27 protein-coding genes are annotated in these 24,632 nt (G+C 66.3%); 12 read left to right on the top strand and 15 right to left on the bottom strand.

What is annotated here, in order from left to right; genetic code table 11:
* Positions 1 to 131: 131 nt before the first annotated feature.
* The 8 genes from AC13F7_RS11535 to AC13F7_RS11500 form a co-directional block, all read right to left on the bottom strand.
* Positions 132 to 395, bottom strand: coding sequence for a hypothetical protein (locus AC13F7_RS11535; RefSeq protein WP_483000427.1), 264 nt, complete (start codon positions 393 to 395; stop codon positions 132 to 134).
* Entirely contained in the window at positions 392 to 604 is a 213-nt protein-coding gene (locus AC13F7_RS11530; RefSeq protein ID WP_481469425.1) for a hypothetical protein, read from the bottom strand. Before AC13F7_RS11530 ends, AC13F7_RS11535 begins: the two co-directional genes overlap by 4 nt.
* A 109-nt stretch (positions 605 to 713) precedes the next feature.
* Entirely contained in the window at positions 714 to 2,138 is a 1,425-nt protein-coding gene (locus AC13F7_RS11525; protein WP_121037974.1) for a replicative DNA helicase, read from the bottom strand.
* 214 nt (positions 2,139 to 2,352) lie between these two features.
* Positions 2,353 to 2,913, bottom strand: a complete 561-nt coding sequence (locus tag AC13F7_RS11520; RefSeq protein ID WP_483000426.1) for an NADPH-dependent FMN reductase — start codon at positions 2,911 to 2,913, stop codon at positions 2,353 to 2,355.
* Positions 2,914 to 3,034: 121 nt separating this feature from the next.
* Entirely contained in the window at positions 3,035 to 4,978 is a 1,944-nt protein-coding gene (gene asnB / locus AC13F7_RS11515) for an asparagine synthase (glutamine-hydrolyzing) (RefSeq protein WP_481469429.1), read from the bottom strand.
* 3 nt (positions 4,979 to 4,981) lie between these two features.
* Complete coding sequence (locus AC13F7_RS11510) at positions 4,982 to 7,261, bottom strand: thiamine pyrophosphate-dependent enzyme (RefSeq protein ID WP_483000425.1); 2,280 nt, start codon at positions 7,259 to 7,261, stop codon at positions 4,982 to 4,984.
* Between the two features lie 129 nt (positions 7,262 to 7,390).
* On the bottom strand, positions 7,391 to 7,942 hold the full coding sequence (locus tag AC13F7_RS11505; protein ID WP_346470712.1) for a GNAT family N-acetyltransferase: 552 nt from the start codon (positions 7,940 to 7,942) through the stop codon (positions 7,391 to 7,393).
* Positions 7,943 to 8,073: 131 nt separating this feature from the next.
* On the bottom strand, positions 8,074 to 8,901 hold the full coding sequence (locus AC13F7_RS11500; RefSeq protein WP_483000424.1) for a glycine zipper 2TM domain-containing protein: 828 nt from the start codon (positions 8,899 to 8,901) through the stop codon (positions 8,074 to 8,076).
* Between the two features lie 159 nt (positions 8,902 to 9,060).
* On the opposite strand from AC13F7_RS11500, the gene AC13F7_RS11495 reads away from it, so the two are divergent.
* Complete coding sequence (locus AC13F7_RS11495; RefSeq protein ID WP_481469434.1) at positions 9,061 to 9,285, top strand: DUF6116 family protein; 225 nt, start codon at positions 9,061 to 9,063, stop codon at positions 9,283 to 9,285.
* On the top strand, positions 9,282 to 10,046 hold the full coding sequence (locus AC13F7_RS11490; protein ID WP_483000423.1) for a TatD family hydrolase: 765 nt from the start codon (positions 9,282 to 9,284) through the stop codon (positions 10,044 to 10,046). Before AC13F7_RS11495 ends, AC13F7_RS11490 begins: the two co-directional genes overlap by 4 nt.
* A gap of 82 nt (positions 10,047 to 10,128) precedes the next feature.
* On the opposite strand, the gene AC13F7_RS11485 is transcribed toward AC13F7_RS11490, so the two are convergent.
* Complete coding sequence (locus AC13F7_RS11485) at positions 10,129 to 10,971, bottom strand: hypothetical protein (RefSeq protein ID WP_483000422.1); 843 nt, start codon at positions 10,969 to 10,971, stop codon at positions 10,129 to 10,131.
* A gap of 174 nt (positions 10,972 to 11,145) precedes the next feature.
* Positions 11,146 to 11,961 carry a tRNA threonylcarbamoyladenosine dehydratase gene (locus AC13F7_RS11480; protein ID WP_483000421.1) on the bottom strand — a complete coding sequence of 272 codons (816 nt, stop codon included), beginning with the start codon at positions 11,959 to 11,961 and terminating at the stop codon, positions 11,146 to 11,148.
* Between the two features lie 92 nt (positions 11,962 to 12,053).
* Here AC13F7_RS11480 and AC13F7_RS11475 point away from each other — a divergent pair, with 92 nt between their 5' ends.
* Together AC13F7_RS11475 and AC13F7_RS11470 are read left to right on the top strand one after the other, a co-directional pair.
* Positions 12,054 to 12,494, top strand: a complete 441-nt coding sequence (locus tag AC13F7_RS11475; protein ID WP_481469441.1) for a hypothetical protein — start codon at positions 12,054 to 12,056, stop codon at positions 12,492 to 12,494.
* 118 nt (positions 12,495 to 12,612) lie between these two features.
* On the top strand, positions 12,613 to 13,098 hold the full coding sequence (locus AC13F7_RS11470; protein ID WP_019185918.1) for a glycine zipper 2TM domain-containing protein: 486 nt from the start codon (positions 12,613 to 12,615) through the stop codon (positions 13,096 to 13,098).
* A gap of 93 nt (positions 13,099 to 13,191) precedes the next feature.
* Here the strand turns inward: AC13F7_RS11470 and AC13F7_RS11465 are convergent, their stop codons facing one another.
* Positions 13,192 to 13,395 carry a cold-shock protein gene (locus AC13F7_RS11465; protein WP_019185917.1) on the bottom strand — a complete coding sequence of 68 codons (204 nt, stop codon included), beginning with the start codon at positions 13,393 to 13,395 and terminating at the stop codon, positions 13,192 to 13,194.
* Positions 13,396 to 13,627: 232 nt separating this feature from the next.
* Between AC13F7_RS11465 and AC13F7_RS11460 the strand changes: the two genes are divergently transcribed.
* From AC13F7_RS11460 to arsC, 3 genes are all read left to right on the top strand, one after another.
* On the top strand, positions 13,628 to 14,113 hold the full coding sequence (locus tag AC13F7_RS11460; protein WP_346471117.1) for a DUF456 domain-containing protein: 486 nt from the start codon (positions 13,628 to 13,630) through the stop codon (positions 14,111 to 14,113).
* Between the two features lie 154 nt (positions 14,114 to 14,267).
* Positions 14,268 to 15,428: a phospholipase A gene (locus AC13F7_RS11455; protein ID WP_346470706.1), complete on the top strand. Its 1,161-nt coding sequence runs from the start codon at positions 14,268 to 14,270 to the stop codon at positions 15,426 to 15,428.
* Positions 15,428 to 15,781, top strand: coding sequence for an arsenate reductase (glutaredoxin) (arsC, locus tag AC13F7_RS11450; RefSeq protein ID WP_346489713.1), 354 nt, complete (start codon positions 15,428 to 15,430; stop codon positions 15,779 to 15,781). Before AC13F7_RS11455 ends, arsC begins: the two co-directional genes overlap by 1 nt.
* Positions 15,782 to 15,790: 9 nt before the next feature.
* Here the strand turns inward: arsC and AC13F7_RS11445 are convergent, their stop codons facing one another.
* Both AC13F7_RS11445 and AC13F7_RS11440 read right to left on the bottom strand, forming a co-directional pair.
* Positions 15,791 to 16,144, bottom strand: coding sequence for a hypothetical protein (locus tag AC13F7_RS11445; RefSeq protein WP_483000420.1), 354 nt, complete (start codon positions 16,142 to 16,144; stop codon positions 15,791 to 15,793).
* A 178-nt stretch (positions 16,145 to 16,322) separates the two neighbouring features.
* Positions 16,323 to 16,958, bottom strand: a complete 636-nt coding sequence (locus AC13F7_RS11440; protein ID WP_483000419.1) for a glutathione S-transferase family protein — start codon at positions 16,956 to 16,958, stop codon at positions 16,323 to 16,325.
* A 160-nt stretch (positions 16,959 to 17,118) separates the two neighbouring features.
* On the opposite strand from AC13F7_RS11440, the gene AC13F7_RS11435 reads away from it, so the two are divergent.
* Entirely contained in the window at positions 17,119 to 17,754 is a 636-nt protein-coding gene (locus AC13F7_RS11435) for a LysE family translocator (RefSeq protein WP_481469445.1), read from the top strand.
* Between the two features lie 97 nt (positions 17,755 to 17,851).
* Here the strand turns inward: AC13F7_RS11435 and AC13F7_RS11430 are convergent, their stop codons facing one another.
* Positions 17,852 to 19,369: a fumarate hydratase gene (locus AC13F7_RS11430; RefSeq protein ID WP_261996983.1), complete on the bottom strand. Its 1,518-nt coding sequence runs from the start codon at positions 19,367 to 19,369 to the stop codon at positions 17,852 to 17,854.
* Positions 19,370 to 19,523: 154 nt separating this feature from the next.
* Between AC13F7_RS11430 and sigJ the strand changes: the two genes are divergently transcribed.
* The 4 genes from sigJ to AC13F7_RS11410 all read left to right on the top strand — a co-directional run bounded on the left by sigJ (position 19,524) and on the right by AC13F7_RS11410 (position 23,832).
* Positions 19,524 to 20,420, top strand: coding sequence for an RNA polymerase sigma factor SigJ (gene sigJ, locus AC13F7_RS11425; RefSeq protein ID WP_483000416.1), 897 nt, complete (start codon positions 19,524 to 19,526; stop codon positions 20,418 to 20,420).
* A gap of 35 nt (positions 20,421 to 20,455) precedes the next feature.
* Complete coding sequence (locus tag AC13F7_RS11420; RefSeq protein ID WP_483000414.1) at positions 20,456 to 20,899, top strand: carboxymuconolactone decarboxylase family protein; 444 nt, start codon at positions 20,456 to 20,458, stop codon at positions 20,897 to 20,899.
* Positions 20,900 to 21,086: 187 nt separating this feature from the next.
* Positions 21,087 to 22,958: an ABC transporter ATP-binding protein gene (locus AC13F7_RS11415; protein WP_481469451.1), complete on the top strand. Its 1,872-nt coding sequence runs from the start codon at positions 21,087 to 21,089 to the stop codon at positions 22,956 to 22,958.
* 94 nt (positions 22,959 to 23,052) lie between these two features.
* A complete protein-coding gene (locus AC13F7_RS11410; protein WP_019185907.1) occupies positions 23,053 to 23,832 on the top strand; it encodes a ferredoxin--NADP reductase in 780 nt (259 codons plus the stop codon).
* A 74-nt stretch (positions 23,833 to 23,906) separates the two neighbouring features.
* Here the strand turns inward: AC13F7_RS11410 and AC13F7_RS11405 are convergent, their stop codons facing one another.
* Entirely contained in the window at positions 23,907 to 24,389 is a 483-nt protein-coding gene (locus AC13F7_RS11405; protein ID WP_483000412.1) for a glutathione peroxidase, read from the bottom strand.
* Between the last annotated feature and the right edge of the window lie 243 nt (positions 24,390 to 24,632).

The raw sequence follows: 24,632 nt of genomic DNA, 5'->3' as shown, positions 1-24,632 counted from the left end.
GCCAACCAGATCAGGATCCGCTACAGCATGCCGGGCCAATCCCTGTTCCACTTCCCCGGCGACTTTGTAGGGCCGCATACTCGGCTGGCCGTTGCGAACATCAGCCGAGCATGGGCTCGGCTCTACAGGCGTTAGCCTTGCTTGGCTGGCGCCACCGGCTTGGGCGGGTCGTCACAGACGCGATGCTTGACCACGGTGTCCTCCACCTTCCATTGCTTCACGACCCTACAGCGCTCCTTGGCCTCGGGCGCTTTCGTAGACATCGACCCGGCCGCATCCGCCTCATCGGCAGCGGCCGTCTGCTTGCGCTCCAGCCACGCCGAGGACGGTGCCGGCGACTGCGCCAATGCCGGGCCGGCCAGCGCCGCCAGGGCAACCAGGAGCAGCGCCTTCATGCCACCACCGCACGGCCGCCCAGCACGCGGGCCGGCAGCATGAACAGCGCGCCCAGGAAGGCGAACAGCGCCGAGAACGTGATGCCGACCAGCCGGAACGGCAGACTCAACAGCCACACGAACGGCCACGCCACCAGGGCCAGGATCGCCAGCGGCCAGCACAGCACGAACAGCAGGCACCACACGCCCAGCGCGAACAGGGTCTTCATCGTCAGTCTCCATTGGCGGCACCCCGCCGCCCCGAGACCACCATCGCGCCCTGCACGGGTGCGCTGCAACGGGTTTGCGACGAAACCGGGAATATGCCGATGAAACGCCTTATTCGAACGAACCCACCGAGTCGTGCGACAGGTTGTCGAACCGGGTGTACTCACCGAAGAATTTGAGCTTGCACGAGCCGGTCGGGCCGCCTCGGTGCTTGCCGATGATGATCTCGGCCAGGCCCTTGTCCGGCGAGGTTTCCTTGTTGTAATAGTCGTCGCGGTAGATGAACACGATCATGTCCGCATCCTGCTCGATAGCGCCGGATTCGCGAAGATCGGCCATTACCGGGCGCTTGTCGGTACGCGTTTCCAGCGAGCGGTTGAGCTGTGAGAGCGCGATGACCGGCACGTTGAGCTCCTTCGCCAGGCCCTTCAACGAACGCGAGATTTCCGAGATTTCGGTCGCGCGGTTTTCGCTGTTGCCCGGCACGCTCATCAGCTGCAGGTAGTCGATGACGATCAGGCCCAGGTCGTGCTCGCGCTTGAGGCGGCGGCACTTGGAGCGCAGGATCTCCGGCGACACGCCAGGCGTATCGTCGATGAAGATCTTGGTCTCCTTCAGCATCCGGATCGCACCGGTCACCCGGCTCCAGTCCTCATCTTCCAGCTGGCCGGTACGCAGGCGCTGGGCGTTGATGCGGCCGTTGGAGGAAATCAGACGCATCGCCAGCTGCGAGGCCGACATTTCCATCGAGAACACCGCCACGCCCTTCTTGGACTTGATCGCGGCGTACTCGGCGATGTTCAGCGCCAGCGTGGTTTTACCCATGGCCGGGCGCGCGGCCAGGATGATCAGATCGGTCGGCTGCAGGCCGGCGGTCATCGCATCGAAATCGGTATAGCCGGTCGGCAAGCCGGTGATGTTGCCGCCGTTCTCGAAGCGGTTGCGCAGCTCTTCGAAGGCGTCTTTCAGCGCACCGGGCATCGCCACGAAATCGGTACGGCCGCGTGCGCCCTGCTCGGCGATCGCGAACACGGATTTTTCCGCTGCCGAGAGCAGCTCGCTGCTCTCGCGGCCCTCTGGCTGGAAGCCATCATTGACGATGTCGGTGCCGACCTGGATCAGCTGACGCAGCACCGCCTTGTCGCGCACGATCTCCGCGTAGGCACTGATGTTGGCGGCCGACGGCGTGGTGCTGGCCAGCTCGATCAGGTACGCGCCATCGCCGACCAGCTCCATCTTGCCCTGCGATTCGAACCACTCGCCCAAGGTCACCGCATCGAACGGGCGATCGCGTTCGGACAGCTCGCGGATCGCGCGGTAGATCATCTGGTGATCGCGGCGGTAGAAGTCGGTTTCGGTCAGCTGGTCGTTGACCCGGTCATAGCTCTCCGGGGCCAGCATCAGCCCGCCCAGCACCGCCTGTTCGGCCTCGATCGAATGCGGCGGCACGCGCAGGGCGTCGATGCGCATCTCATCGCGATCAAAGCGGTCACCGCGGTCTTTGCGGTCGGAACGGAAGCCAGAACGGGCGGACATGGGGGGCGTACTTCCTGCAGTGTGAGGCGTAGGACATGGTAGGCACGCGGGGAGCCCCGCAGCCATGCACAACCCTGTGGATAAACAGTGGATGAGCTGGGGATACCGGCGCCTGCCGGTACGATCGGCCGGGGCCGTCGCATCGCGTGCGACGGACGCCGTTGCGACGTCCGTCCACGCCATTATCGCAGATGCATGACCCGCTCGCGGTGGATCAGTGCGTGCCGCCGTGGGTGCCGACCCACGCGATGAATTTGTCCACGAAGCCCTGCAGGAAGTCCTTGGTGCCCTCGTTGCTGATCGTGCCGTGCGCGTCGATCAGCCCTTCCTTGAAGTGCAGGAAGGCCTCGGGCTGGCCGAGTACCGGCATGTCCAGGTAGGCCAGGATGTTGCGCAGGTGCTGCTGGGCCAGTGCGGTGCCGATCACGCCGACCGAGGCGCCAATCACCGCCGCCGGCTTGCCGGCAAAAGCGCTGTCGCCATACGGACGCGAGCCCACGTCGATGGCGTTCTTGAGCACGCCCGGGACCGAGCGGTTGTATTCGGGGGTGACGAACAGCACCGCATCGGCATCCCGGATCTGCTGCTTCAGGCGGACGCCCTGGCTGGGGTAGTCCTTGTCGAAATCCTGGTTGTACAGCGGCAGGTCACCGATCTCCACGTAGGAGAACACCGCCTTGCCGGCGGCGAGTTTCTCCAGCGCGTGGGCCAACGCCTGATTGTGCGAGCCCTTGCGCAGGCTGCCGACCAGTACGGCAATCTTGTATTCGGCCATCACGTTTGCTCCGTTGGGGGAAGGCCCAGCCTAGGCGGGCTTACCTTCGGCAACGGTGAAGGCGACGTCAGCCACGCATCGCGTGGCTGCCCTTCGTCCAGACGAACCCGAACGCGCGGCGCTACGCGCGCGTCACTTCGGCGCGCACGCTGCGCCAATGCGCCTGCCAAGCCTGGAACATCAGCACGTTCCACAGATGCGTGTGCCACTTGCGCTCGCCCTGCTTGAACTGCTGCCACAGCGGCGCCACCGCCTCGACGTTGAACACGCCCTCCTCGGCCAGCCGCGCCGGATCCAACAGTTCATCGGCCCAGCCACGCAGGTCGCCCTTGAGCCACGCGCTGACCGGGGCACCGAAGCCACGCTTGGGGCGGTGCACCATGTCCTGCGGTACATAGCGGCCCAGCACGCGCTTGAGCAGGTACTTGCTGACGCCATCGCGCTGCTTCATGGCCATCGGCAACGACCAGGCGAACTCGGCCACCCGCCAGTCCAGCAGCGGTGCACGCGCCTCCAGGCTGACCGCCATGCTGGTGCGGTCCACCTTGCACAGCAGGTCATCGGGCAGATAGGTGCTGAAATCGGCCAGCATCATCGCGTCCGCCGGTGAGCCGGCACCGTGCAGCGGATCGGCCAGGTCGTAGAAGCTGCCGGCCGCCTGTGCACCGCGAACGGCCGCCACCGGATCGCGCCAGCGCGAAATACGGTTGCGGTAGACATCGCCGATGCCGCGCGCGCCCGACTCGGCCAGCAGCGCGGCCAGCCCGCCCGTGCGCGAGGCCTCGCCCTGCGTATGCGCATGGCTGGCCATCCAGCGCCGCAGCGGCGCAGGCACCTTGCCGAGCAGGCGCCAGTTGCGCATCGCCCGCTGGTAACGGGTGTAGCCGAAGAACAGTTCATCGCCGCCGTCACCGGACAGCGCCACGGTCACGCCCTGCCGCGCCAGTTTGGCAACCAGCGCCGTGGGCACCTGCGAGGCATCGGCGAAGGGTTCGTCGAACATCGCCGGCAGACTGGGCACCACGGCCAACGCATCGGCGCCGCTGACATACAGCTCGGTGTGATCGCAGCCCAGGTGCTGGGCCAGCGACTTGGCCAGCGGCGCCTCGTCATGATCCGAGCCGGTGAAGCCGATGCTGAAACTGTGCACCGGCTGGCTTGACTGTGCCTGCATCAAGGCGGCCACCACTGAAGAGTCGGTGCCGCCGGAAAGGAAGACGCCGACCGGCACGTCGGCCACCATGCGCAGCGCCACCGCGTCGCGCAGCACGGCATCAAGACGCTCTTCAGCCTCGGCCTCGTTGCCGGTGAACGGCGCGGCCAGTGCCTGCTGCATGCGCTCGCGCGCATTCCAGAACGGCTGCTGCAGCTGGTCCGGGCGATGCGCGGCAGCGCCGGCGGCCACCGCCTCGGCGTCCAGCCGCAGCACGCGGCCGGGCATCAGCTTGAAACAGCGTGCGTGGATGCAGTGCGGCGCGGGAATGTAATCCAGCCGCAGCAGCAGGGTCAGCGCATCGCGGTCGACCTCGTTGTCGAAGGCCGGGTGCTGCCACAGCGCCTTGAGCTCGGAGCCGAACACCAGCGCTTCACCGGCCCAGCCGTAGTACAGCGGTTTCTTGCCGACCCGGTCGCGGGCCAGCCACAGGCAGCGCTCGGCGCGGTCCCACAGGGCGATGGCGAACATGCCGTTGCTGCGCTGCAGGGTCTCGTCGAAGCCCCACTCGGTGATCGCGGCCAGCAGCACTTCGGTATCCGAATGGCCGCGGAAACCATGCCCCAGCGCTTCCAGCTCGGCGCGCAGTTCGGCAAAGTTGTAGACCTCGCCGTTGTAGGCCAGCACATAACGACCATCCACCGAGGTCATCGGCTGATGGCCCAGCGGCGACAGGTCCAGAATGCTCAGCCGGCGGTGCGCCAACGCGATGCCGGCCGAGGCATCGGCCCACACCCCGCTGTCATCCGGGCCACGGTGCACCAATGCGTCGCCCATGCGCCGCGCCTGTTCTTCCAGTGCTGCCTGCTCCCTTGCCGGAGCGGGCAGCAACATGCCTGCCAATCCACACATGTATCAATGGTCCTGCGCCAGCGCGAGGGCGGCGTTCAATACCGCATTGTCGCTTGGAAGCACGCACAATGCTGCCCCCGCCAGCGGGGTGTAGGTATCGGCTCCGCATACCCGTCGGATCGGCAGGTGCCCCAGCCCGGCCTCGACCAGCGCGGTGATCACGCCCTCGCCCACCCCGGCGCTGTGCCGCCCCTCATCGACCACCAGCACGCGCTGGGCATCGGCAGCCTGCGCGGCGATGAAACCCGCATTGAGCGGCACCAGCCAGCGCAGATCGACCACCCGCACCTGCCAACCCAGCTGCTGCTCGATCGCCCGTGCCGCCCGCAGGCTCATCGGCACGCCATTGCCGTAGGTGAAGATGACCAGGTCATTGGCCTCCGGCGCGTAGACCCGACCCTCGCCGAGCACCAGGGCCTGGTCCGGTGCCGGATACGGGAACAGCCATTGCCCATCGCCCGGCGCGTGCAGGTCCTTGGTCATGTACAGCGCGATCGGCTCGAGGAACACCGCGACCCGGCCATCGACGGTCGCCAGCGCCGCCAAGGTGCGCAGCATCATCGCCGCATCGTCACCGCGCGACGGACAGCCGACCACCAGGCCGGGAATGTCGCGCAGCGCAGCGATCGAGTTGTCGTTGTGGAAATGCCCGCCGAAGCCCTTCTGGTAGCCAAGCCCGGCAATGCGCACCAGCATGGGGTTGCGGTACTGATCGTTGGAGAAGAACTGCAGCGAGCACGCCTCGCCACGCAGCTGGTCGACCGCGTTGTGCAGGTAGGCCAGGTACTGGATTTCCGGGATCGGCAGCATGCCCAGGTTGGCCAGGCCCTGCGCCATGCCCAGGATCATGGTTTCGTCCAGCAGGGTGTTGAACACGCGGCGCGGGCCAAACGCCTTGAGCAGGCCCTTGCTGACCGTGTACACCCCACCCTTCTGCGCGACGTCCTCGCCGAACAGCAGCGTGGCCGGGTACTTGGCCATCAGATCGTGCAGGGCCTGGTTGATCTGGATCGCCAGATGGCGCGGTGGCTGTGTCTCGGGCAGCTGCGCCTCACCACCGAAGGCGGCAGCACGCGCGTCATCAGCGGCCACGCGCGTGGCTTCGGCATGGACCGCCACCGGCGAGTACGGCGCCAGTGGGGCGATGACCTCGGCGAGAGCGGTCAGCTTTGGGCGTTGATCCGCTTCGGCGGCCGCCGCGAAACAGCGCGCGCGCACACGCTCGTACAGATCCAGCACCTGGCCGGCGGTCATCCATCCGGACTGCATCGCGATCGCCGCCGAGCGCAGCAGCGGATCGCTGGCCTCGGCCGCGCACAGCTCCGGCAACGGCCGCCATTCGATCTCGAAATCGGTGCCGGCATGGCCCATCAACCGCGTGGTGCGCAGGTGCAGGAAGGTCGGGCGGCGGGTCTGCCGGCAATGCGCCAGCGCGCGCTCGACCTGCGCATGCCCCTCCACCAGATCCAGCCCATCAGCGAAGAAGTAATCCAGGCCCGGGCGATGCGAGAAACTCTGCGCGATCCAGCCGTCCGGCGTCTTCACCGAGATGCCGATGCCGTTGTCCTCGCAGACGAACAGGATCGGCGCCGGCAGCCGCTGGTACGCCGCCCACGCCGCCGTGTTGAACGCGGTCTGCGCGGTGGCGTGGTTGGCCGAGGCATCGCCGAAGGAGCAGATCACCACGCTGTCCTCGGGAATCGGCAGCGTGTGGCCGATGCGTCGCCCGCTTTCGATGGCCAGCGCGGTACCCAAGGCCTTGGGCAGGTGCGAGGCGATCGTGGAGGTCTGCGGCAGCACCCACAGCGGCTTGCTGCCCCACACCTTGTGGCGCCCGCCGCTGGCCGGATCGTCCCGACTGGCCGCGAACGAAAGCGCCGCATCCATCACCGGATCCATGCCCGGCAGCTTGCGGAAGCGCTCGGCCATGAAGCCGCCGGAGCGGTAATGCAGGAACGCCGGGTCGGTGTGCCGGGCCAAGCGTGCCACCAGCGCATTGCCTTCATGGCCGGACGAACCGATGGTATAGAAGACCTTGTTCTGCACGCGCAGCACGCGCGCCATCAGATCCAGGTGGCGACTGATCAGCTGGGATTCGAACAGTTCGGCAAAGCCCTGCGCGACCAGCGTGCTGCCGGGCAGGATCGGCATCTCCGGGGCGGGTGTCGGGGCGGGATCGCCGCGCCACTGCTTCACGAAATCGATGAAGTTGGCGTCGCAGATCTCGGCCCGGTTGAGGCCTTTCATGCGCGCGGGAATCGGATCGGGAACCACGGCAAACATGCATCACCCTCCGTGACGTGTTGCGGGTGTGGACAGCCGGATGGACTCTTGCTCATACATCGCGGGCGGCTCGCCCGCGATGGCGAGTCTGGCCTCACCGCATCGGGTTTGCCAAGCGCGGGGGCAGCATCATCGTTGGCCGGCGCGACGCTGCTGCCACTGCTGCCGCGACTGGCCCCAGATCTCGATCGGCTTGCCGGCGTGTGGCGGCGGCAGTTCGCCGATGCGCAGCAGCGAACTGCCCAGCTTGCGCGCGACCACCTTGGAATTTTCGTTGGCGGCATCGATGGTGTGGATGATCTCTTCCCAGCCCAGCGTGTCGAACGCCCAGTCCATGCTGGCCGCTGCTGCCTCGGGCGCATAGCCCTTGCCCCAGCTCTCGCGGCGGATGCTCCAGCCGACCTCGGTGCCCGGCCAGTCCAGCGGCTGCCACGGGCCCATCCGGCCGACCCAGTCACCGCTGCTTTTTTCGATCACCGAGAACATCGAAAACCCGTACAGATGCCAGCTGCCAGCCAGACAGCTGAAGCTGCGCCAGGCCTGGGAAGGCGCCTGCACACCACCGAGGTGCTGCATCACCTCCGGGTCCGAGCAGAAGCGCAGGAAGGCATCAAAATCCTCGGCGCGCGGTGGGCGCAGGATCAGACGGTCGGTCTCCAGCTGGAGGTCGAAAATGCTCATGGCGTCCTCATGTGTTGCATGCGTGCCGGCATGATCGCAGATGCACTGGTCGGCGTGCCGTGCGGCTCGCCCCAAAACGCAGCACGCCGGCAGATGCCGGCGTGCTGGTGGTGCATTGATGCGGCAGGAACTTACTGCCTGTTCGCATCCAGTGCAGCGGTCTGGGTAACCAGCTGACCGTCGATCACTGGCAGGCGATCGCTGCTCGGCTTGTTGTCCATCTTCACGGTCTTCTCGGCGCCGTCATAACGGTAGGTCACGTTGTAGCCGGTGACCGCGTTGGTGGTGCCCATCGGGATGCGGTTGCCCGGCTTGCTGGCCATGCGCATGGTGCCGGTGGTGCCGTCTTCATTGCGGTAGGTGACGTTGTAGCCGGTCACGCGGGTCGACTCGGAGGTCGCGGTTTCGGTGTGGCACTGGCGCTCGGTACGGTTGACCACGCGGCCACCCACATGGCGCTTGTCGACCTGGTTACCGATCATGCCGCCAGCGACAGCACCAGCAGCCGTGGCGGCCTTGCGGCCATTGCCACCGCCGACCTGGTTGCCCAGCAGGCCGCCGATCACGGCACCGGCGACGGTACCGCCCACATTGCCGTCGCGTTCGGGCAGGCGTTCCTGCACCACCACGTCCTGGCAGACTTCATGCGGCGTCTGGGTGCTGGACGTCTCGCGCACCGGCTCGGTGCCGATCACGGTGGCGTACGCCTTTTCTTTCTTGGTCAACGGATCGACCTTGACGATGTCGGCGTATTCCAGCTTGCCCGCCTTGTCTTCAATGGCCAGCTGATCGGTGCGCGCGCCATCGTCGGCCAGCGGCGTGGTGTCCAGGGTGGGCCGGGTCTGTGCAGCGGTCACCGCCTCGGGCGAGGAACCGCCCTTCATGAAGGCAGCGGTGGCGATACCGCCAACCAGCAGCGCACCCGCAGCGACCAAAGCAGTAGTAGTTGTACTTTTCATAACCGGCTCCTTGCGGACGATCCGCAACGTTCTTGAGTGAATTCCAGCACGGCCACCCTGAACGGAATCTCCACGGATCGTGAACATCCGGGCGCCCATTCAGGTTCGGTGAGCCTCAGGCTCGTGATAGCGTTTACAGCATCTGCCCAGGAGTGCGTCATGTCCAATCCCATACTGTTGCCGGTGCTGGAATGGGCGCGTCGGCTGCGCTACCCCACCCTGTTCAAACTCACGGCCGCGCTGTTTGCGGTGACGTTGGTGATTCCCGACCCGCTGCCGTTCGTCGATGAAATCCTGTTCGGCCTGGGCACGCTGCTGCTGGCCAACTGGAAGCGTCGTGGCGACAAGCTTCCGCCGCCACTGCCCGCCAAGCGCCGCGCGTGAGGTTGATCGACAGCCACTGCCACCTGGATGCGGGCGAATTCGATACGGATCGCCCGGAGGTGATCGCGCGCGCCCGCGCGGCGGGCGTCATGGCCCAGATCGTGCCCGCCGTGACTGAGGCGAGCTGGCCCGGCCTGCGCGACGCCTGCCGGCTGGCGGATGGGCTGCACCCGGCCTACGGGCTGCACCCGATGTTTCTGGACCAGCACCGCCCGGAACACCTGGCGGAACTGCGCACGTGGCTCGAGCGCGAGCGCCCCTGCGCCGTGGGCGAGTGCGGGCTCGATTTTTTTGTCGAAGGGCTGAATCCGGACACGCAGCAGCACTACTTCCTCGGGCAGCTGCGGCTGGCCCGCGAGTTCGATCTGCCAGTGATCGTGCATGCGCGCCGCGCGGTGGATGCGGTGATCGCCGCGATCAAGCAGATCGGCGGCCTGCGTGGCGTGGTGCACAGCTTCCCGGGTAGTCCGGAGCAGGCGGCGCAGCTGCACAAGCTGGGCTTCCTGATCGGGCTGGGCGGCCCGTTGACCTATGACCGCGCCCAGCGCCTGCAGCGGCTGGTGGCGCAGATGCCGCTGGAGCAGCTGCTGCTGGAAACCGATGCCCCCGACCAGCCCGATGCCGGGATTCGCGGTGAGCGTAACGAACCGGCGCGTCTGCCGGTGATCCTGGAGACGGTGGCGCGGCTGCGCGGGGAACCGGCCGAGGCGATCGCCGCGCAGACCACCGCCAATGCGCAACGCCTGTTTGCGCTGTCCTAGCGGCGACCGGGGCCGGCCACGCCATCACCCTGTCTGGACCGGCTCGTCGTCCGTTGTCCCCGCCGATCCCCGCTGCGCCGCGTCAGACCAGATCTGGCCGGTTCAACCAACTTCGGTGTCCATGCCCTGCGGCAGTCAACTGCTCCACCAGCGCTTCCCTAGCTTTCCGGCCTCTCACGCGCACGTGTTCAAGTTCTGCTGCGGTGATCAGCACCACGGGCACCAACGCCACTGGGGAAAGCGGCATGTCTTCAAGCCGTGTCACGAAATCCGGCATCGGCGCACCTACCAGCACACCTACGCAGTCGTCCTCGGTGACGAATCGCGCGGGTATCTGATCGGTGAGGTGAGGCGCCTGGCTGGCACCGGGCAACTCCAGTGACAGCACCCCGTAGGTTTCCAGCTGGTGCCGGATGCCACCAGCATTGGCAACGGTCGAAGCAACCGTACGCACTACATCGAACGCCCAGCTGCGCATCAACGGACTTACGTCACCGACGGCGCCGCGAGTCCCTTCGGCAAGATCCCCGGTTTCCAGAAAGAGCTCCATTTCGAAACCGTTGCCGAGATGGGGGGCGCCATCAAACGGATCCGACAATCCGTCCGTAGCGATAATGACGGAATCTCCACGGCGCACAATGCGATACGCCTGCCGCGTGGACGGCCAGTCGGGCCCGCCAAGGAAGCTGGGACTGATGGCATGGCCCAGTACGTCCTGCTCGACGTCACCCACGGACTGCCAGTGACGGTCGAGGCACTCGCTCGTTGCACGTCGCGCTGCTTCATCGGCCGCATCATCCTCTTTACTGGCCGGCCCCAGCCCTTCCGACTCCATCGTCGAGCGTGTGATCGGATCAGCCGTGGATGCATCGGAAGCAATGTCCCGCTGTTTAAACGACTTGAAAAGCCTCTTGAGAAAATCCATACCCATGCACCTCAAACAATGACATTGAAATTGTCATTTTCCAGCGTTGCCTGCAACTGGACGCGCCATATGCAACGATCGCCGGATGCATGCAAGGGGCATCGCGCTGGCTCGGGCGACAGCAGCCGACCAACGGTCGGCTCTACCTGAGAGCGGCAGCTGAATCCGCCTGGATCAAGCCTCGGCGGGCGCCACACCCTTCGTCGGCTTCATCAGCATCTCCAGCGCTTTGCCCACTGCCGCGAACGCGAACGCACCGGTGATATGCGTGGCGGCGCCCAGCCCGGCGCCGCAGTCCAGCTTCAGCGCCGCGTCCGCGCCAAGGTTCGGGCGGATGCCGCACACGCTGCCGTCGGCCTGCGGATACTTTACGTTTTCCAGCGAGTACACCGCCGGCACGCCGAAGTAACGCGAGGCGTTCTTGGGGAAGTTGAAATCGCTGCGCAGCTTCTTGCGGATCAACGCCATCATCGCGTCGTGTTCGGTGCGCGAGACATCGCGGATCCGAACCAGGGTGGGATCGGTACGGCCACCGGCCGCGCCCACGGTCAGGATCGGCAGCTTGCGGCGGCGGCACCAGGCGATGGTCTCGACCTTGACCCGGAAGCTGTCGCAGGCATCGATCACCAGATCGAAATCACGGTCCAGCAGCTCGACCATGTTGGACACGGTCAGGAACGAGGCAACCGCATCGACGCTGATGTCCGGGTTGATCGCGCGGCAGCGCTCGGCCATCGCCTCGGCCTTGTTGCGCCCGTATTGCCCGGCCAGCGCCGGCAGCTGGCGATTGGTGTTGGACACGCAGATATCGTCGGCATCGATCAGGGTCAGATGGCCGACGGCCGTGCGCGCGAGCGCTTCGACCACCCACGAGCCGACGCCGCCCATGCCCACCACCGCCACTCGGCGGCTGGCGAGCAGATCCACGGTGCCCACCCCATACAACCGGTCAATGCCGGCAAATCGTTCGCGCAGTACGTCGTTCTTCATGCCCCTATTTTAATGCGCACAGCGCAGTCCGGGACGCGCCGTGGACAGGACGCGTCGTACCATCGCCGCAGCCACCCTCAAGGACGCCCCCCATGAACGACCCCGTGACCCCACCCCGCCGCCCGTCCGCCGCCTACCGCTACCTGTTCGTCGGTCTGCTCGGCCTGGTCATTGGCCTGATCGCCACGGTGATGGTCTCGCGCGCCATCCAGGCACGTCAGGATCCGTTCCCGGATTCACTGATGCACGTGATGAACCGCCAGGTGGAGCTGCTGCAGGCCGCCCAGGCCCAGAACCGCTGCAGCCTGGCCGACACCGTGCCGCGCCTGCAGACCCTGCGCTCGCTCTCCAACGATCTGGACCTGGCGTTTCCCGGCCTCAAGGACAGCCAAGGCTTCCAGCAGCACGCCAGCGCCCTGCGCGCCACCCTCAACGAGGCCCTCGCCGCACCGCCGGCCGACTGCCCTGGCATGGCGACGCTGGTCGAGAAGATCCAGGCGGACTGCAAGGCCTGTCACCAGGATTTCCGCTGATTCATCTTCCAGCCACCCTGGTGGCCCGGGATTGGCACGCTGTTCACGCAGCACAGGACACGATCTGCTCCATGCGCACCAGACGCATTCGACCACCCCTCTGGCCAGGAGATACACCATGAAGATTCAACTGATTGCCGCCGCTGCCGTTGCCACCGTCGCCCTGGCTGGCTGTGCCACCACCTCGCCGGGCTACGGCAGCAGTGGTTACAACAACGGTTACGGCAATTCCGGCGGCAACTACAACACCAACCGCTGTGCCGACTGCGGCATCGTGACCCGCATCAACCAGGTCGCGTCGGGCCGCAGCGCACCGAGCGCCACCGGTGCCGTGCTGGGCGGCATCGTCGGCGCGGTCGCCGGCCATGAGATCTCCGACCACACCGGTGGTAGCCGTGGCAACAAGAACATCGCCGCCGCCGCAGGCGCGGTGGGTGGCGCGCTCGCCGGCAACCAGATCCAGAAGAACGTCACCAGCGATACCTTCGACATCACCGTGCGCATGGATGACGGCCGCACCGTCGTCGTGAACCAGCGCGATCTGGGCGGCATCCGCGAAAACACCTACGTGCGCGTGGTCAACGGCAAGGTGATCCTGCGCTGATTGGCGCAACCGCCCTGCACGCGACAAAAAAGGGCCCGCGCAAGCGGGCCCTTTTGCTTTCGGTGTTTCAACCAGGCAGGACCCGGTCTGCGCTCAGAGCGGCTTGACCTTGTCGGCCTGCAGGCCCTTCTGCCCGGTCACCACTTCGAACTCGACCGCTTGACCTTCCTTCAAGCTCTTGAAGCCCTGGGATTCGATCGCGCGGAAGTGCACGAACACATCTTCGCCGCTCTCACGGCTGATGAATCCGAAACCCTTCGCGTCGTTGAACCACTTGACGGTGCCCTTCTCAGCCATCTCAGCTACTCCCTAACTGTCTTGTTGTTGGATACACCCGTACAGGCGGCTGACAGCAAGGGGGAAGCGGGGTGCAACGATGCAGCGGATCTGGAAGATCTACCATCATCAGGCCACGATCCACGGTGACCTTGCCAAGCTCAGCGCCTGCAACTTAACCCGAGCAAAACGAAAAAGCAACTGGCCAAAACTTTCAGATGTCAACCCCATTTCAGGAACCATACTCGACAGCATGGACCATTCATTCATCTTGTATCTACTGGCCGTCGTTCTGGTGCTCGTCGGCATCGCCGGCGTGATTCTCCCCGCCCTGCCCGGCATCCCGCTGGTGTTCGCCGGGCTGGTGCTGGCGGCATGGGCCGACGATTTCGTCCATGTGGGCTGGCTGCCGCTGACGGTGCTGGGCCTGCTGACCGTACTGTCCTTCGCCGTGGACATCCTGGCCACGGTGGTCGGCGCGCAGCGAGTAGGTGCGAGCCGCAAGGCGCTGTGGGGCACCTTTGTGGGCAGCATCGTCGGGGTGTTCTTCATGCCGATCGGCCTGTTCGTAGGCCCGCTGGCCGGTGCGCTGCTCGGCGAGTACTGGCACACCCGCGAGCTGGGCCGCTCCACCAAGGTGGGCCTGGCGACCTGGCTCGGCATCCTGCTGGGGTTCGCGCTCAAACTGGCGCTGGTGATCGCCATGCTGGGGCTGTTCGCGTTTGCCTGGTTCTTCTGAGCCGCACCCCGGAACCGGGCTTCACGCCCCGAGCACACCATCCACCGGCATAAACCGGATCAGATCGATGGATGTCGTGCGCTGGCGGGAAATCCGGGCAGCGGCCACACTGTGCGGTTAGACCCACTCATTCTTGTCACGCGGCCCTGCTCCCATGACCCTGCCCTATTCCCGCTCCGCCCTGTTCACCGCCCTTGCCCTGGCCGGCACCGTCCTGCCCGCTGCAGCGCAGGAGGCGGCACCGAAGCCGGCGTCACCGGAGGCCTGCGCTCTGGTGGACACTGACGCAGCGCGCCTGGCCTGCTACGACACGCTGTTCGGGCGTACGCCCGAGGTCACCCTGGCCGCCGATGCCGCTGCCACCGCCGCCAAGCAGGAGCGCCGGGAAGAACGTCAGGCCTCCCGCAGTGCCGACGCGCCCGCGACGCAACGGGTCAAGCAGCGCCTCGGCGAAGTGTTCAAGAACGACGGCCATGAAGACGCGCTGGCCAATGCCGGCAAGGGTTCGCTGCTGGACAGCCGCTGGGAACTGGCGCAGGACTCCAAGCTGGGCGCCTTCCAACTGCGCGCCTACAAACCCGTCTACCTGCTGCCCGCGTTCTGGACCAGCGACAAGAACCAGATGCCGCAGTCGCCCAATCCGGTCAACACGGTTACCACCTCGCAGCAGCTGGACAGCGCGGAACTGAAGTTCCAGCTCAGCTTCAAGACCAAGGTCGTGGAGAACCTGTTCGGCGACAACGGCGACATCTGGGCCGGCTACACGCAGAGCTCGCGCTGGCAGGCCTACAACGCCGACAACTCGCGTCCGTTCCGTGAGACCAATTACGAGCCGGAAGTGATGATGATGTTCCGCAACGGCTACTCGATCGGCGGCTGGCGCGGGCGCATGAGCGGGATCAGCGTCAACCACATGTCCAACGGCCGCGCCGATCCCCTGTCGCGCAGCTGGAACCGGGTGATCGCCACCGTCGGCCTGGACCGCGAAAACTGGGCGCTGGTACTGCGCCCGTGGTATCGCATCCCGGAAGACCGCAAGGACGACAACAACCCGGACATCTCCGATTACATGGGCCGCGGCGACGCCACCCTGACCTGGAACAAGAACGGTCATGAGGTCTCGCTGATGGCGCGTCACTCGCTGCGCGGCGGCGACCGCTCGCACGGTGCGCTGCAGCTCGATTACGGCTTCCCGATCAGCAATCTGCTGCGCGGCCACGTGCAGATCTTCGATGGCTACGGTGAGAGCATGATCGACTACAACCACAAGGCCACGTATGTCGGCCTGGGTGTGTCGCTGCTGGAGTGGTATTGATGGCGGTGACGATCTGGCACAACCCGCGCTGCAGCAATTCGCGCGGGGCGCTGGAACTGCTGCGTGAGCACGGCATTGAGCCGGTGGTGATCGAGTATCTGAAAACGCCGCCGGACCGCCCGACGCTGGCTGCCTTGATCACGCGCATGGGTATCGCTCCGCGTGAGTTGCTGCGCAGCAAGGAGCCAGCCTATGGTTCGCTGGGGCTGGACGACGCTGCCCTGTCCGATGCCGCCCTGATCGAGGCGATGGTCGCCCACCCGGAACTGATCAACCGCCCGATCGTGGAGACCCCGCGCGGGGCACGCCTGTGCCGACCGCCGGAGACCGTGCTGGAGATCCTGCCGGCGTAAGGCCGCGCCTCAGCTGCCTCCGCAGCGGCTGGTACATCGGCTGCGGTCCTCACCGCAGCTCAGCGCGGGCAGCCGGTTGCGGCAGTAGTCGCTGCTGGCCTGGCATGACTTACGCAGGTCCGGGTTGTCGATCTTGTCGCACTTCGCGTCGCGCTGGGTCGCCACCCCGGCACCACAGCTGTCGCCGCTGCCAAACCCGGTACGGCTGGTCATGCAACCGTCGTACTGGCGCTGGCACTGCTGCATGCATTGGTTGGCAGCGGTGACCTCGCGCAGGCTGGGCGGGGCGGCGTGGAAATCGCCATCACTGCTGCAGGCGCTGACCAGCAGGATCAACAGCAGGACAAAAAGCATCCGTGGCATCGTCGTGCTCCGTGTAGAAAGCCTCCGGCCAGCGCCGGCAGGTGTGCATGCCCGGAATGTAGCACTGCTTGTTCTCCGAATTAAGACCGGGACTCCCGGCGCAGCTCGCCAATGCCTCTCCTGTTACGTCTGCCACGCCGCGTGCACCGGCTTCGACGAATTCGTCGACTGACGCGAGTCAGCGCCAGTCGGTGATCCCCTCGCGCCGGTAGACCTCGGCAAACGCCGGCCGGGCTTTCATGCGATCCGCGTAGGCCTTCAATGCCGGCCAGGTATCGCTCGGGGTGGGCATGTTGCGCGACCAGCGCATCAACATCACCAGCATGAAATCGACGACACTCAACGCACCGCCCAACACATAGGGGCCGCGCGTGGACAGATGCTCGGCCAGATGCTGCCAAGCGCCTTCCAGCCGCTCACGTGCTTGTTGCCGGGTCGCGTCCACGTGCTCGGGGCCGGCCATTTCCTGCGGGTAGAACCACGCCCGGTACGCCGGCTGTACGGTGTTGGCGCACCAGAACATCCAGCGGTAAGCCTCGGCGCGACCGGAAGTGCCAGGCGCCGGCAGCAGGCCCGCCTCGGGATGGCGGTCGGCCAGGTGCAGCGCGATCGCTGCCGCTTCGGTCAGAACCAGCCCGTCGATGCTCAACGTCGGCACCAGACCAGCAGGATTCAGGGTGAGATACGCCGCGTCCTTGTGCTCGCGCTTGTCGAAATCCAGCAGCACCAGTTCGTGCTCGATCTGCAGTTCCAGCAACAGCCAGTGCACGACCAAGGCGGCGGTACTCGGCGATCCATACAACGTGGTGCGCATGCGTGGGGCCTCTTGAGGGAGGTGCACAGTATGCGCCCGCTCTGGGCGCCATCACATGGGTACAGAGCACGTGCGGGCTGGCGCATTCTGTCTCTGCCACTGGCTCCCGGACTCTCGCAGAATCCCCCTCTGCACTGCACGCCCACCCCAGGAACAGGCCATGCCCGATTCGTCCGCCCTGCTTTCATTCGCCCTCATCTCGCTGGGCATGGTGCTGACGCCCGGCCCCAACATGATCTACCTGATCTCCCGTTCGATCTGCCAAGGCCGCGCGGCTGGGCTGATCTCACTGGCCGGCATTGCACTGGGTTTTCTGATCTATCTGGCATGTGCCGCACTCGGCATCACCGCATTGTTGATGGCCGTGCCCCATGCCTACGATGTGCTGCGCCTGGCCGGTGCGGCATATCTGCTGTATCTGGCCTGGCAGGCGCTGCGCCCCGGCGGGCGTTCGCCGTTCCAGCTGCGCACGCTGGACTACGACAGCCCGCGCCGATTGTTCGGCATGGGCCTGTTCACCGCGCTGCTCAATCCAAAGATCGCCGTGATGTATCTCTCGCTGCTGCCGCAGTTCATCCAGCCACACGGGCATGGCAGCGTGATGGTGCAATCGGTGATGCTGGGTCTGGTGCAGATCGTGACGAGTGTGAGCGTCAATGCCGCGATCGTGATGGCAGCTGGCAGCATCGCCGTCTTCCTCGCCGGGCGGCCGCGCTGGCAGGTGGTACAGCGTGGCCTGATGGGCACGGTGCTTGGCGCGCTGGCGGTGCGCATGCTGGTGGACACGCGTCGCTGACGGCGGGTGCCGCAACGAAAAACGGCGCCTCGCGGCGCCGTCTTCGTTTCAGCGGGATACCAACCCTGGGCGATATCTCCCCGGTGACGCCGCTGAGTCAGGCCACCACAACCGGAATCTTGCCGATGCGGGCCTGCCATTCGCGCGGGCCGGTCTGGTGCACGGACTCGCCGGTGGAATCCACCGCCACGGTGACCGGCATGTCCTGCACGGTGAACTCGTAGATCGCTTCCATGCCCAGGTCGGCGAAGCCGACCACCTTGGCCGCCTTGATCGCTTTGGAGACCAGGTAGGCCGAGCCGCCAACCGCCATCAGGTAGGCCGACTTGTTGTCACGGATCGCCTCGATCGCCGCCGGGCCGCGCTCGGCCTTGCCGACCATGCCCAGCAGGCCGGTCTGTTCCAGCACCTGGCGGGTGAACTTGTCCATGCGGGTCGCCGTGGTCGGGCCGGCCGGGCCCACGACTTCGTCGCGCACCGGATCGACCGGGCCGACGTAGTAGATGAAGCGGCCCTTGAGGTCGACCGGCAACGGCTCGCCCTTGTCCAGCATCTCCACCATGCGCTTGTGCGCCGCGTCGCGGCCGGTCAGCAGCTTGCCGTTGAGCAGCAGGGTCTGGCCCGGCTTCCAGCTGGCGACGTCTTCCGGGGTGATCGTGTCCAGATCGACACGGGTGCCCTTGGAGGCGTCATAGGTGATCTGCGGCCAGTCTTCCAGCGACGGCGGATCGAGCATCACCGGGCCACTGCCATCCAGGGTGAAATGCGCATGACGGGTGGCCGCGCAGTTCGGGATCATCGCCACCGGCAGGTTGGCCGCGTGGGTCGGGAAGTCCTTGACCTTGATGTCCAGCACGGTGGTCAGGCCGCCCAGGCCCTGCGCGCCGATGCCCAGCGCGTTGACCTTGTCGAACAGCTCCAGGCGCAGTTCTTCGGCGCGGTTGGAGGCGCCACGGGCCTTCAGTTCGTTGATGTCGATCGGCTCCATCAGCGATTCCTTGGCCAGCAGCATCGCCTTCTCGGCGGTGCCGCCGATGCCGATGCCGAGCATGCCCGGCGGGCACCAGCCGGCACCCATGGTCGGCACGGTCTTGAGCACCCAGTCCACGATCGAGTCGGACGGGTTGAGCATGGCGAACTTGGACTTGGCTTCCGAACCGCCGCCCTTGGCAGCGACGATCACCTCGACGGTGTCACCCGGCACCACCTTGACGTTGACCACGCCCGGGGTGTTGTCCTTGGTGTTGACGCGCTTGCCGGCCGGATCGGCCAGCACCGAGGCGCGCAGCTTGTTGTCCGGGTAATTGTAGGCACGGCGCACGCCTTCGTTGGCCATGTCCTCCACGCCCATCGTGGCGTCGTCCCAGCGCACGTTCATGCCGATTTCCAGGAACACGGTGACGATGCCGGTGTCCTGGCAGATCGGCCGGTGGCCTTCGGCGCACATGCGCGAGTTGATCAGGATCTGGGCCATTGCCTCCTTCGCGGCCGGCGACTCTTCGCGCTCGTAGGCAGCGTTGAGGCTCTTGATGTAATCGACCGGGTGGTAGTACGAGATGTACTGCAGCGCGTCGGCGATGGACTGGATGAGGTCTTCCTGCTTGATCGATGTCACGACTTGCTCGCTTGCTGGAGGCTGGCGGGGGTTGAACCGCCGATTTTAACAAGGACGGCCCGGCGGCGTTGAGAATCGCTCGCGGTGGCGGGGTTTGGTGCACAGTGGGCGCCCTGCTTTGTCACAGCGGCCTGCCCGGCCGCGTCCTCCCGGCATGACCCCGACCGATACCTTCCAGACCCACCGCCCCCGCCTGTTCGCCCTGGCCTACCGGCTGCTGGGCAGCCGCAGCGATGCTGAGGACGTTGTCCAGGATGCCTGGCTGCGCTGGCAGGGCACCGACCCCGGGGCGATCCGCGACCCGGAGGGCTGGCTGGTCACGGCCACCACCCGGCTCGGGCTGGACCGCCTGCGCGCACTGCGCGGTGCGCGCGTGGAGTACGTCGGGCCCTGGCTGCCCGAGCCGCTGGAGATCGCCCTGGACCCGGACCCGCTGCAGGACCCGGCCCAGCGCCACGCCTTGGCCGACGAGGTCTCGGTGGCCTTCCTGGCACTGCTGGAGCAGCTCACGCCGGACGAGCGCGCGGCCTTCCTGCTCAAGGACGTCTTCGACTACGACTACCCGGACATCGCCCCGCTGCTGGAGCACTCGCCCGCCAACTGCCGGCAACTGGTGCATCGGGCGCGGCAACGGCTGCAGACCGGGGCACCCCGCTTCGTCGCTTCGCCGGCGCAGCATCGCGACCTGCTGGCACGCTTCATGGACGCCTCCCAGCAGGGCAACCTGGCGGCCATCCGCTCGCTGCTCGACGCCAACGCGGAGATGATCTCCGATGGCGGCGGCCGCGTGACCGCAGCGATCCGCCCGCTACTGGGCGCCGAGCGCATCGCGCAGCTGTACTGGGCGATCGCGCGCCGCAACGGCCAGCACCCCGCCCGGCTCGGCCAGGTCAATGGCGAGCCGGCGATCCTTCGCTTTGCCGGCGACCAACTGCACTCGATCACGATGATCACGGTCGATGCGGGGCGCATCGTGCGCGTGCTCAGCGTGCTCAATCCGGAAAAACTCACTGCGCGTGTCACAGCGCGCGATGCTGGCGCGTCCTCCTGATGAAGACGGCCGCTGCGACCGTCATGGAGTCCGTCATGTCTGCTTCTCCCCGCGTTCTGTATACCCGCCTCGCCGCCGAGGCCTTCAAGGGCCTGCTGGCCACCAGCAAGGCCGTGCACGACAGCTCGATCGATCCGGTGCTGATGGAGCTGGTGTTCCTGCGTGTCTCGCAGATCAATGGCTGCGGCTACTGCATGGACATGCACGGCACCACGCTGCGCAAGGGAGGGATCGAGCCACGCAAGCTGGATACGCTGCCAGCGTGGCACGAGAGCCGCTTCTTCGATGCACGCGAACGTGCCGCCCTGGGCTGGGCTGAAGCACTGACCCGGCTGAGCAGCGCGGCGCCGTCCAATGCCGCGTACGAGGCACTGGTCCCGCACTTCGATGAAAAGGGCATCAGCGACCTGAGCATGGGTATCGCGGTGATCAACGCCTGGAACCGCCTCGGCGCTGGCTTGCTGCCGCCCCTGCCGTAAGCGCAGGGTAGTGCCGGCCGCTGGCCGGCTCCGCACGATGCGGGATGCCACCTGGAGGCGGCCAGCGGCCGGCTCTACCGGGCTGCGGTACGCGCGCACTCCCGCGCTGTGGTGCGTACGCGTCCGCGAACTGCGCGTGCACTGACTTCATGCATCAACCACGCTCGCGGCGCGCACAATAGCGCCCATGCCCGCCTCCCCCGCTGCCGGTGCTCCCGGCCAGAAGAATCCCAGCCTGCGCGAGCGCGTCAATGCCATGCGCAACCTGCCGCCGTTCCTGCGCCAGGTCTGGCAGACCAGCCCGGGGCTGACCCTGGCCAGCCTCGGCCTGCGCGTGATCCGTGCCTTGCTGCCGGTGGCGATGCTCTATGTCGGCAAACTGATCATCGATGCGGCGGTGCTGCTCAGCCAGCATGATGCGGGTTTCCCGCCGTTCGGCGAGGCACTCTCCAGCGGGCTGCTGAATCCGCTGCTGGGCCTGCTCGCCCTCGAATTCGGCCTGGCGATGGCCTCGGACCTGCTCGGCCGCATGGTCAGCTACGCCGATACCCTGCTGTCGGAGCTGTTCACCAACGTCACCAGCGTGCGCCTGATGGAGCACGCCGCCGAGCTGGACCTGGAGGATTTCGAAGACCCCGACCTGCAGGACAAACTGGACCGCGCACGGCGCCAGACCATGGGCCGCATGAACCTGATGAGCCAGCTGTTCGGCCAGGTGCAGGACAGCATCACCGTGGCCAGCCTCGCGGTGGGTCTGATCGTCTACGCACCGTGGTTGATCCTGTTGCTCGCGGTGGCGCTGATCCCGGCGTTCATTGGCGAATCGCATTTCAATGCGGCCGGTTACAGCCTCAATTTCCAGTGGACGCCCGAGCGCCGGCAGCTGGAGTACCTGCGCCAGATCGGGGCCAGTGTGGAAACCGCGAAGGAGGTGAAGATCTTCAACCTCCATCGCTTCCTGATCGACCGCTACAAGCTGCTGGCCGAAAAGTTCTATCTGGCCAACCGCGCTCTGGCCCGCAAGCGCGCGATCTGGGGCACGCTGCTCGCCGCACTGGGGACGCTGGGCTACTACGCGGCCTACGCCTACATCGCCTGGCGCACCGTGCGCGGTGATTTCTCGATCGGCGACCTCACCTTCCTCGCCGGCAGCTTCCTGCGTCTGCGCCAGCTGCTCGAAGGCCTGCTGATCGGGTTTTCGCAGGTCGCCGGGCAAGCGCTGTACCTGGACGATCTGTTCTCGTTCTTCCAGATCGAACCGGAGATCCACTCGCGCCCGGATGCCATCGCCATTCCGCAGCCGATTACCCACGGCTTCGTGTTCGAGAATGTCGGCTTCCGTTATCCCGATGCCGAACGCTGGGCCGTGCGCCACCTGGATTTCGAACTGCGTGCCGGCGAAGTGCTGGCACTGGTCGGCGAGAACGGCGCCGGCAAGACCACCCTGGTCAAGCTGCTGGCCCGCCTGTACGACCCTGACGAAGGCCGCATCCTGCTCGATGGCCGGGACCTGCGCGATTACGACCTCGATGACCTGCGCGCCAACATGGGCGTGATCTTCCAGGATTTCGTGCGCTACAACCTCAGCGCCGGCGAGAACATCGGCGTCGGTCTTGTCGAGGCGATGACCGACGACGCCCGCATCCGCGATGCCGCGCGCCGTGGCATGGCCGATGAAGTCATCGCCGCCCTGCCTGGCGGCTACGACCAGCTGATCGGCCGCCGCTTCAAGATGGGCGTGGACCTGTCCGGCGGGCAATGGCAGAAGATCGCGATCGCCCGTGCCTACATGCGCGATGCGCAGGTGATGATCCTCGATGAACCCACCGCCGCACTGGATGCCCGCAGCGAGTTCGAGGTGTTCCAGCGCTTCAAGGAACTGTCTGACAACCGCACCGCCGTGCTGATCTCGCACCGCTTCTCCTCGGTGCGCATGGCCGACCGCATTCTGGTGCTGGCCGACGGCCGCATCGAGGCCAGCGGCACCCATGCCGAGTTGATGACCCAGGGGGGCCGCTACGCCGAACTGTTCGAGCTGCAGGCGGCTGGCTACCGCTGAAACCCGCGGCTGGCGGGCCTGTCCCGCCAGTCAATGAGAATTTATCTCATTTGAGATAAACTAGACCCGACGAAACCGACCAGAACCCCACCCCATGTCTTCCGCTTTTGGCGCCGAAACGGTGCTTGAGGTCCGTCACTGGACCGACGCCTACTTCAGCTTCACCACGACCCGCGACAGCGGCTTCCGCTTTGAGAACGGCCAGTTCGTGATGATCGGCCTGGAAACCGAGGCGCGCCCGCTGCTGCGCGCGTACTCCATCGCCAGCGCCAACTGGGAAGAAAATCTGGAGTTCTTCAGCATCAAGGTCCAGGACGGCCCGCTGACCTCGCGCCTGCAGCACATCAAGCCGGGCGACAAAGTACTGGTCGGCAAGAAGCCCACCGGCACCCTGCTGATCAGTGACCTGCACCCGGGCAAACACCTGTACCTGCTGGGCACCGGCACCGGCCTTGCGCCGTGGCTGTCGGTGATCAAGGACCCGGAAACCTACGAGCGCTTCGACAAGGTGATCCTCACCCACGGCGTGCGCTACGAAAAGGACCTGGCCTACCGCGACCTGTTCGAGAAGGAACTGCGCGAGCACGAATTCCTCGGCGAGATGATCGGCGACAAGCTGCTCTACTACCCGGCCGTGACCCGCGAAGCCTTCCCCAACCAGGGCCGGCTGACCTCGCTGATGGAAAGCGGCGAGATGCAGAAGACCCTCGGCCTGCCGCCGCTGGACCCGGAGAACGACCGCGCCATGATCTGCGGCAGCCCGCAGATGCTGGCCGACCTGCGCACCGTGCTGGACAGCCGCGGCTTCCAGACCTCCCCGCGCATCGGCACCCCGGGCCACTACGTATTCGAGCGCGCCTTCGTCGAGAAGTAAGGTGCGCGGGCGAACGGCCCTCCAGCCCGACGCCCTGCCTGCTGGTAGTGCCGGCCGCGCGCTGACCGGGCCGATCAGCCCAGCGCCGCCTCGATGTCGCCGCGCAGCGACTCGGGCTTGTCGGTCGGCGCATACCGCGCCAGCACCTGCCCATCGCGCCCGACCAGGAACTTGCTGAAGTTCCACTTGATCCCGCGCGTGCCCAATACCCCGGCCTTCTCGGCCTTGAGCCACTTCCATAGCGGATCAGCGCCGGCGCCGTTGACCTCGACCTTGTCCGACATCGGGAAACTGACCCCATAGGTCAGCGAACAGAATTCCCCGATCTGCCCCGCATCACCCGGCTCCTGGTGCCCGAACTGATCGCAGGGAAACCCGACCACCACCAGCCCCCGCGGCCCGAACTCCCGCCACAGCGCCTCCAGCCCCTCGTACTGCGGCGTAAAGCCGCACTTGCTTGCCACATTGACCAGCAGCAACACCTTGCCCCGGTACTGCGCCAACGCCTGCGGCTGACCGGACAGGTCCACGAACGGGAAATCGAAGGCAGTGGTCATGGGAGGAGGGCCTGGTGGAAAGACCTCATCTTAGCCCGCCCACCGCGTTCGGCATGGTGGGCTGAGGAGCCGGCCAGCGGCCGGCCCTACCACCCACACTCAGGGCCACACGCTCCTTCTCAAGGCGCCAATCAACTGTCCAGCGCGGGGCGGGTGGGGGTTGGCGGGGCCGTAGTGCGCCATGGATGGCGCACTACGAGCGTACATGGACGTATTCACAGCGTGCCCCGCTGGCCCCCACCC

The sequence above is a fragment of the Stenotrophomonas sp. K-6 genome, from assembly GCF_056861555.1.
This window is presented reverse-complemented; position numbering and strand designations above follow the sequence as displayed.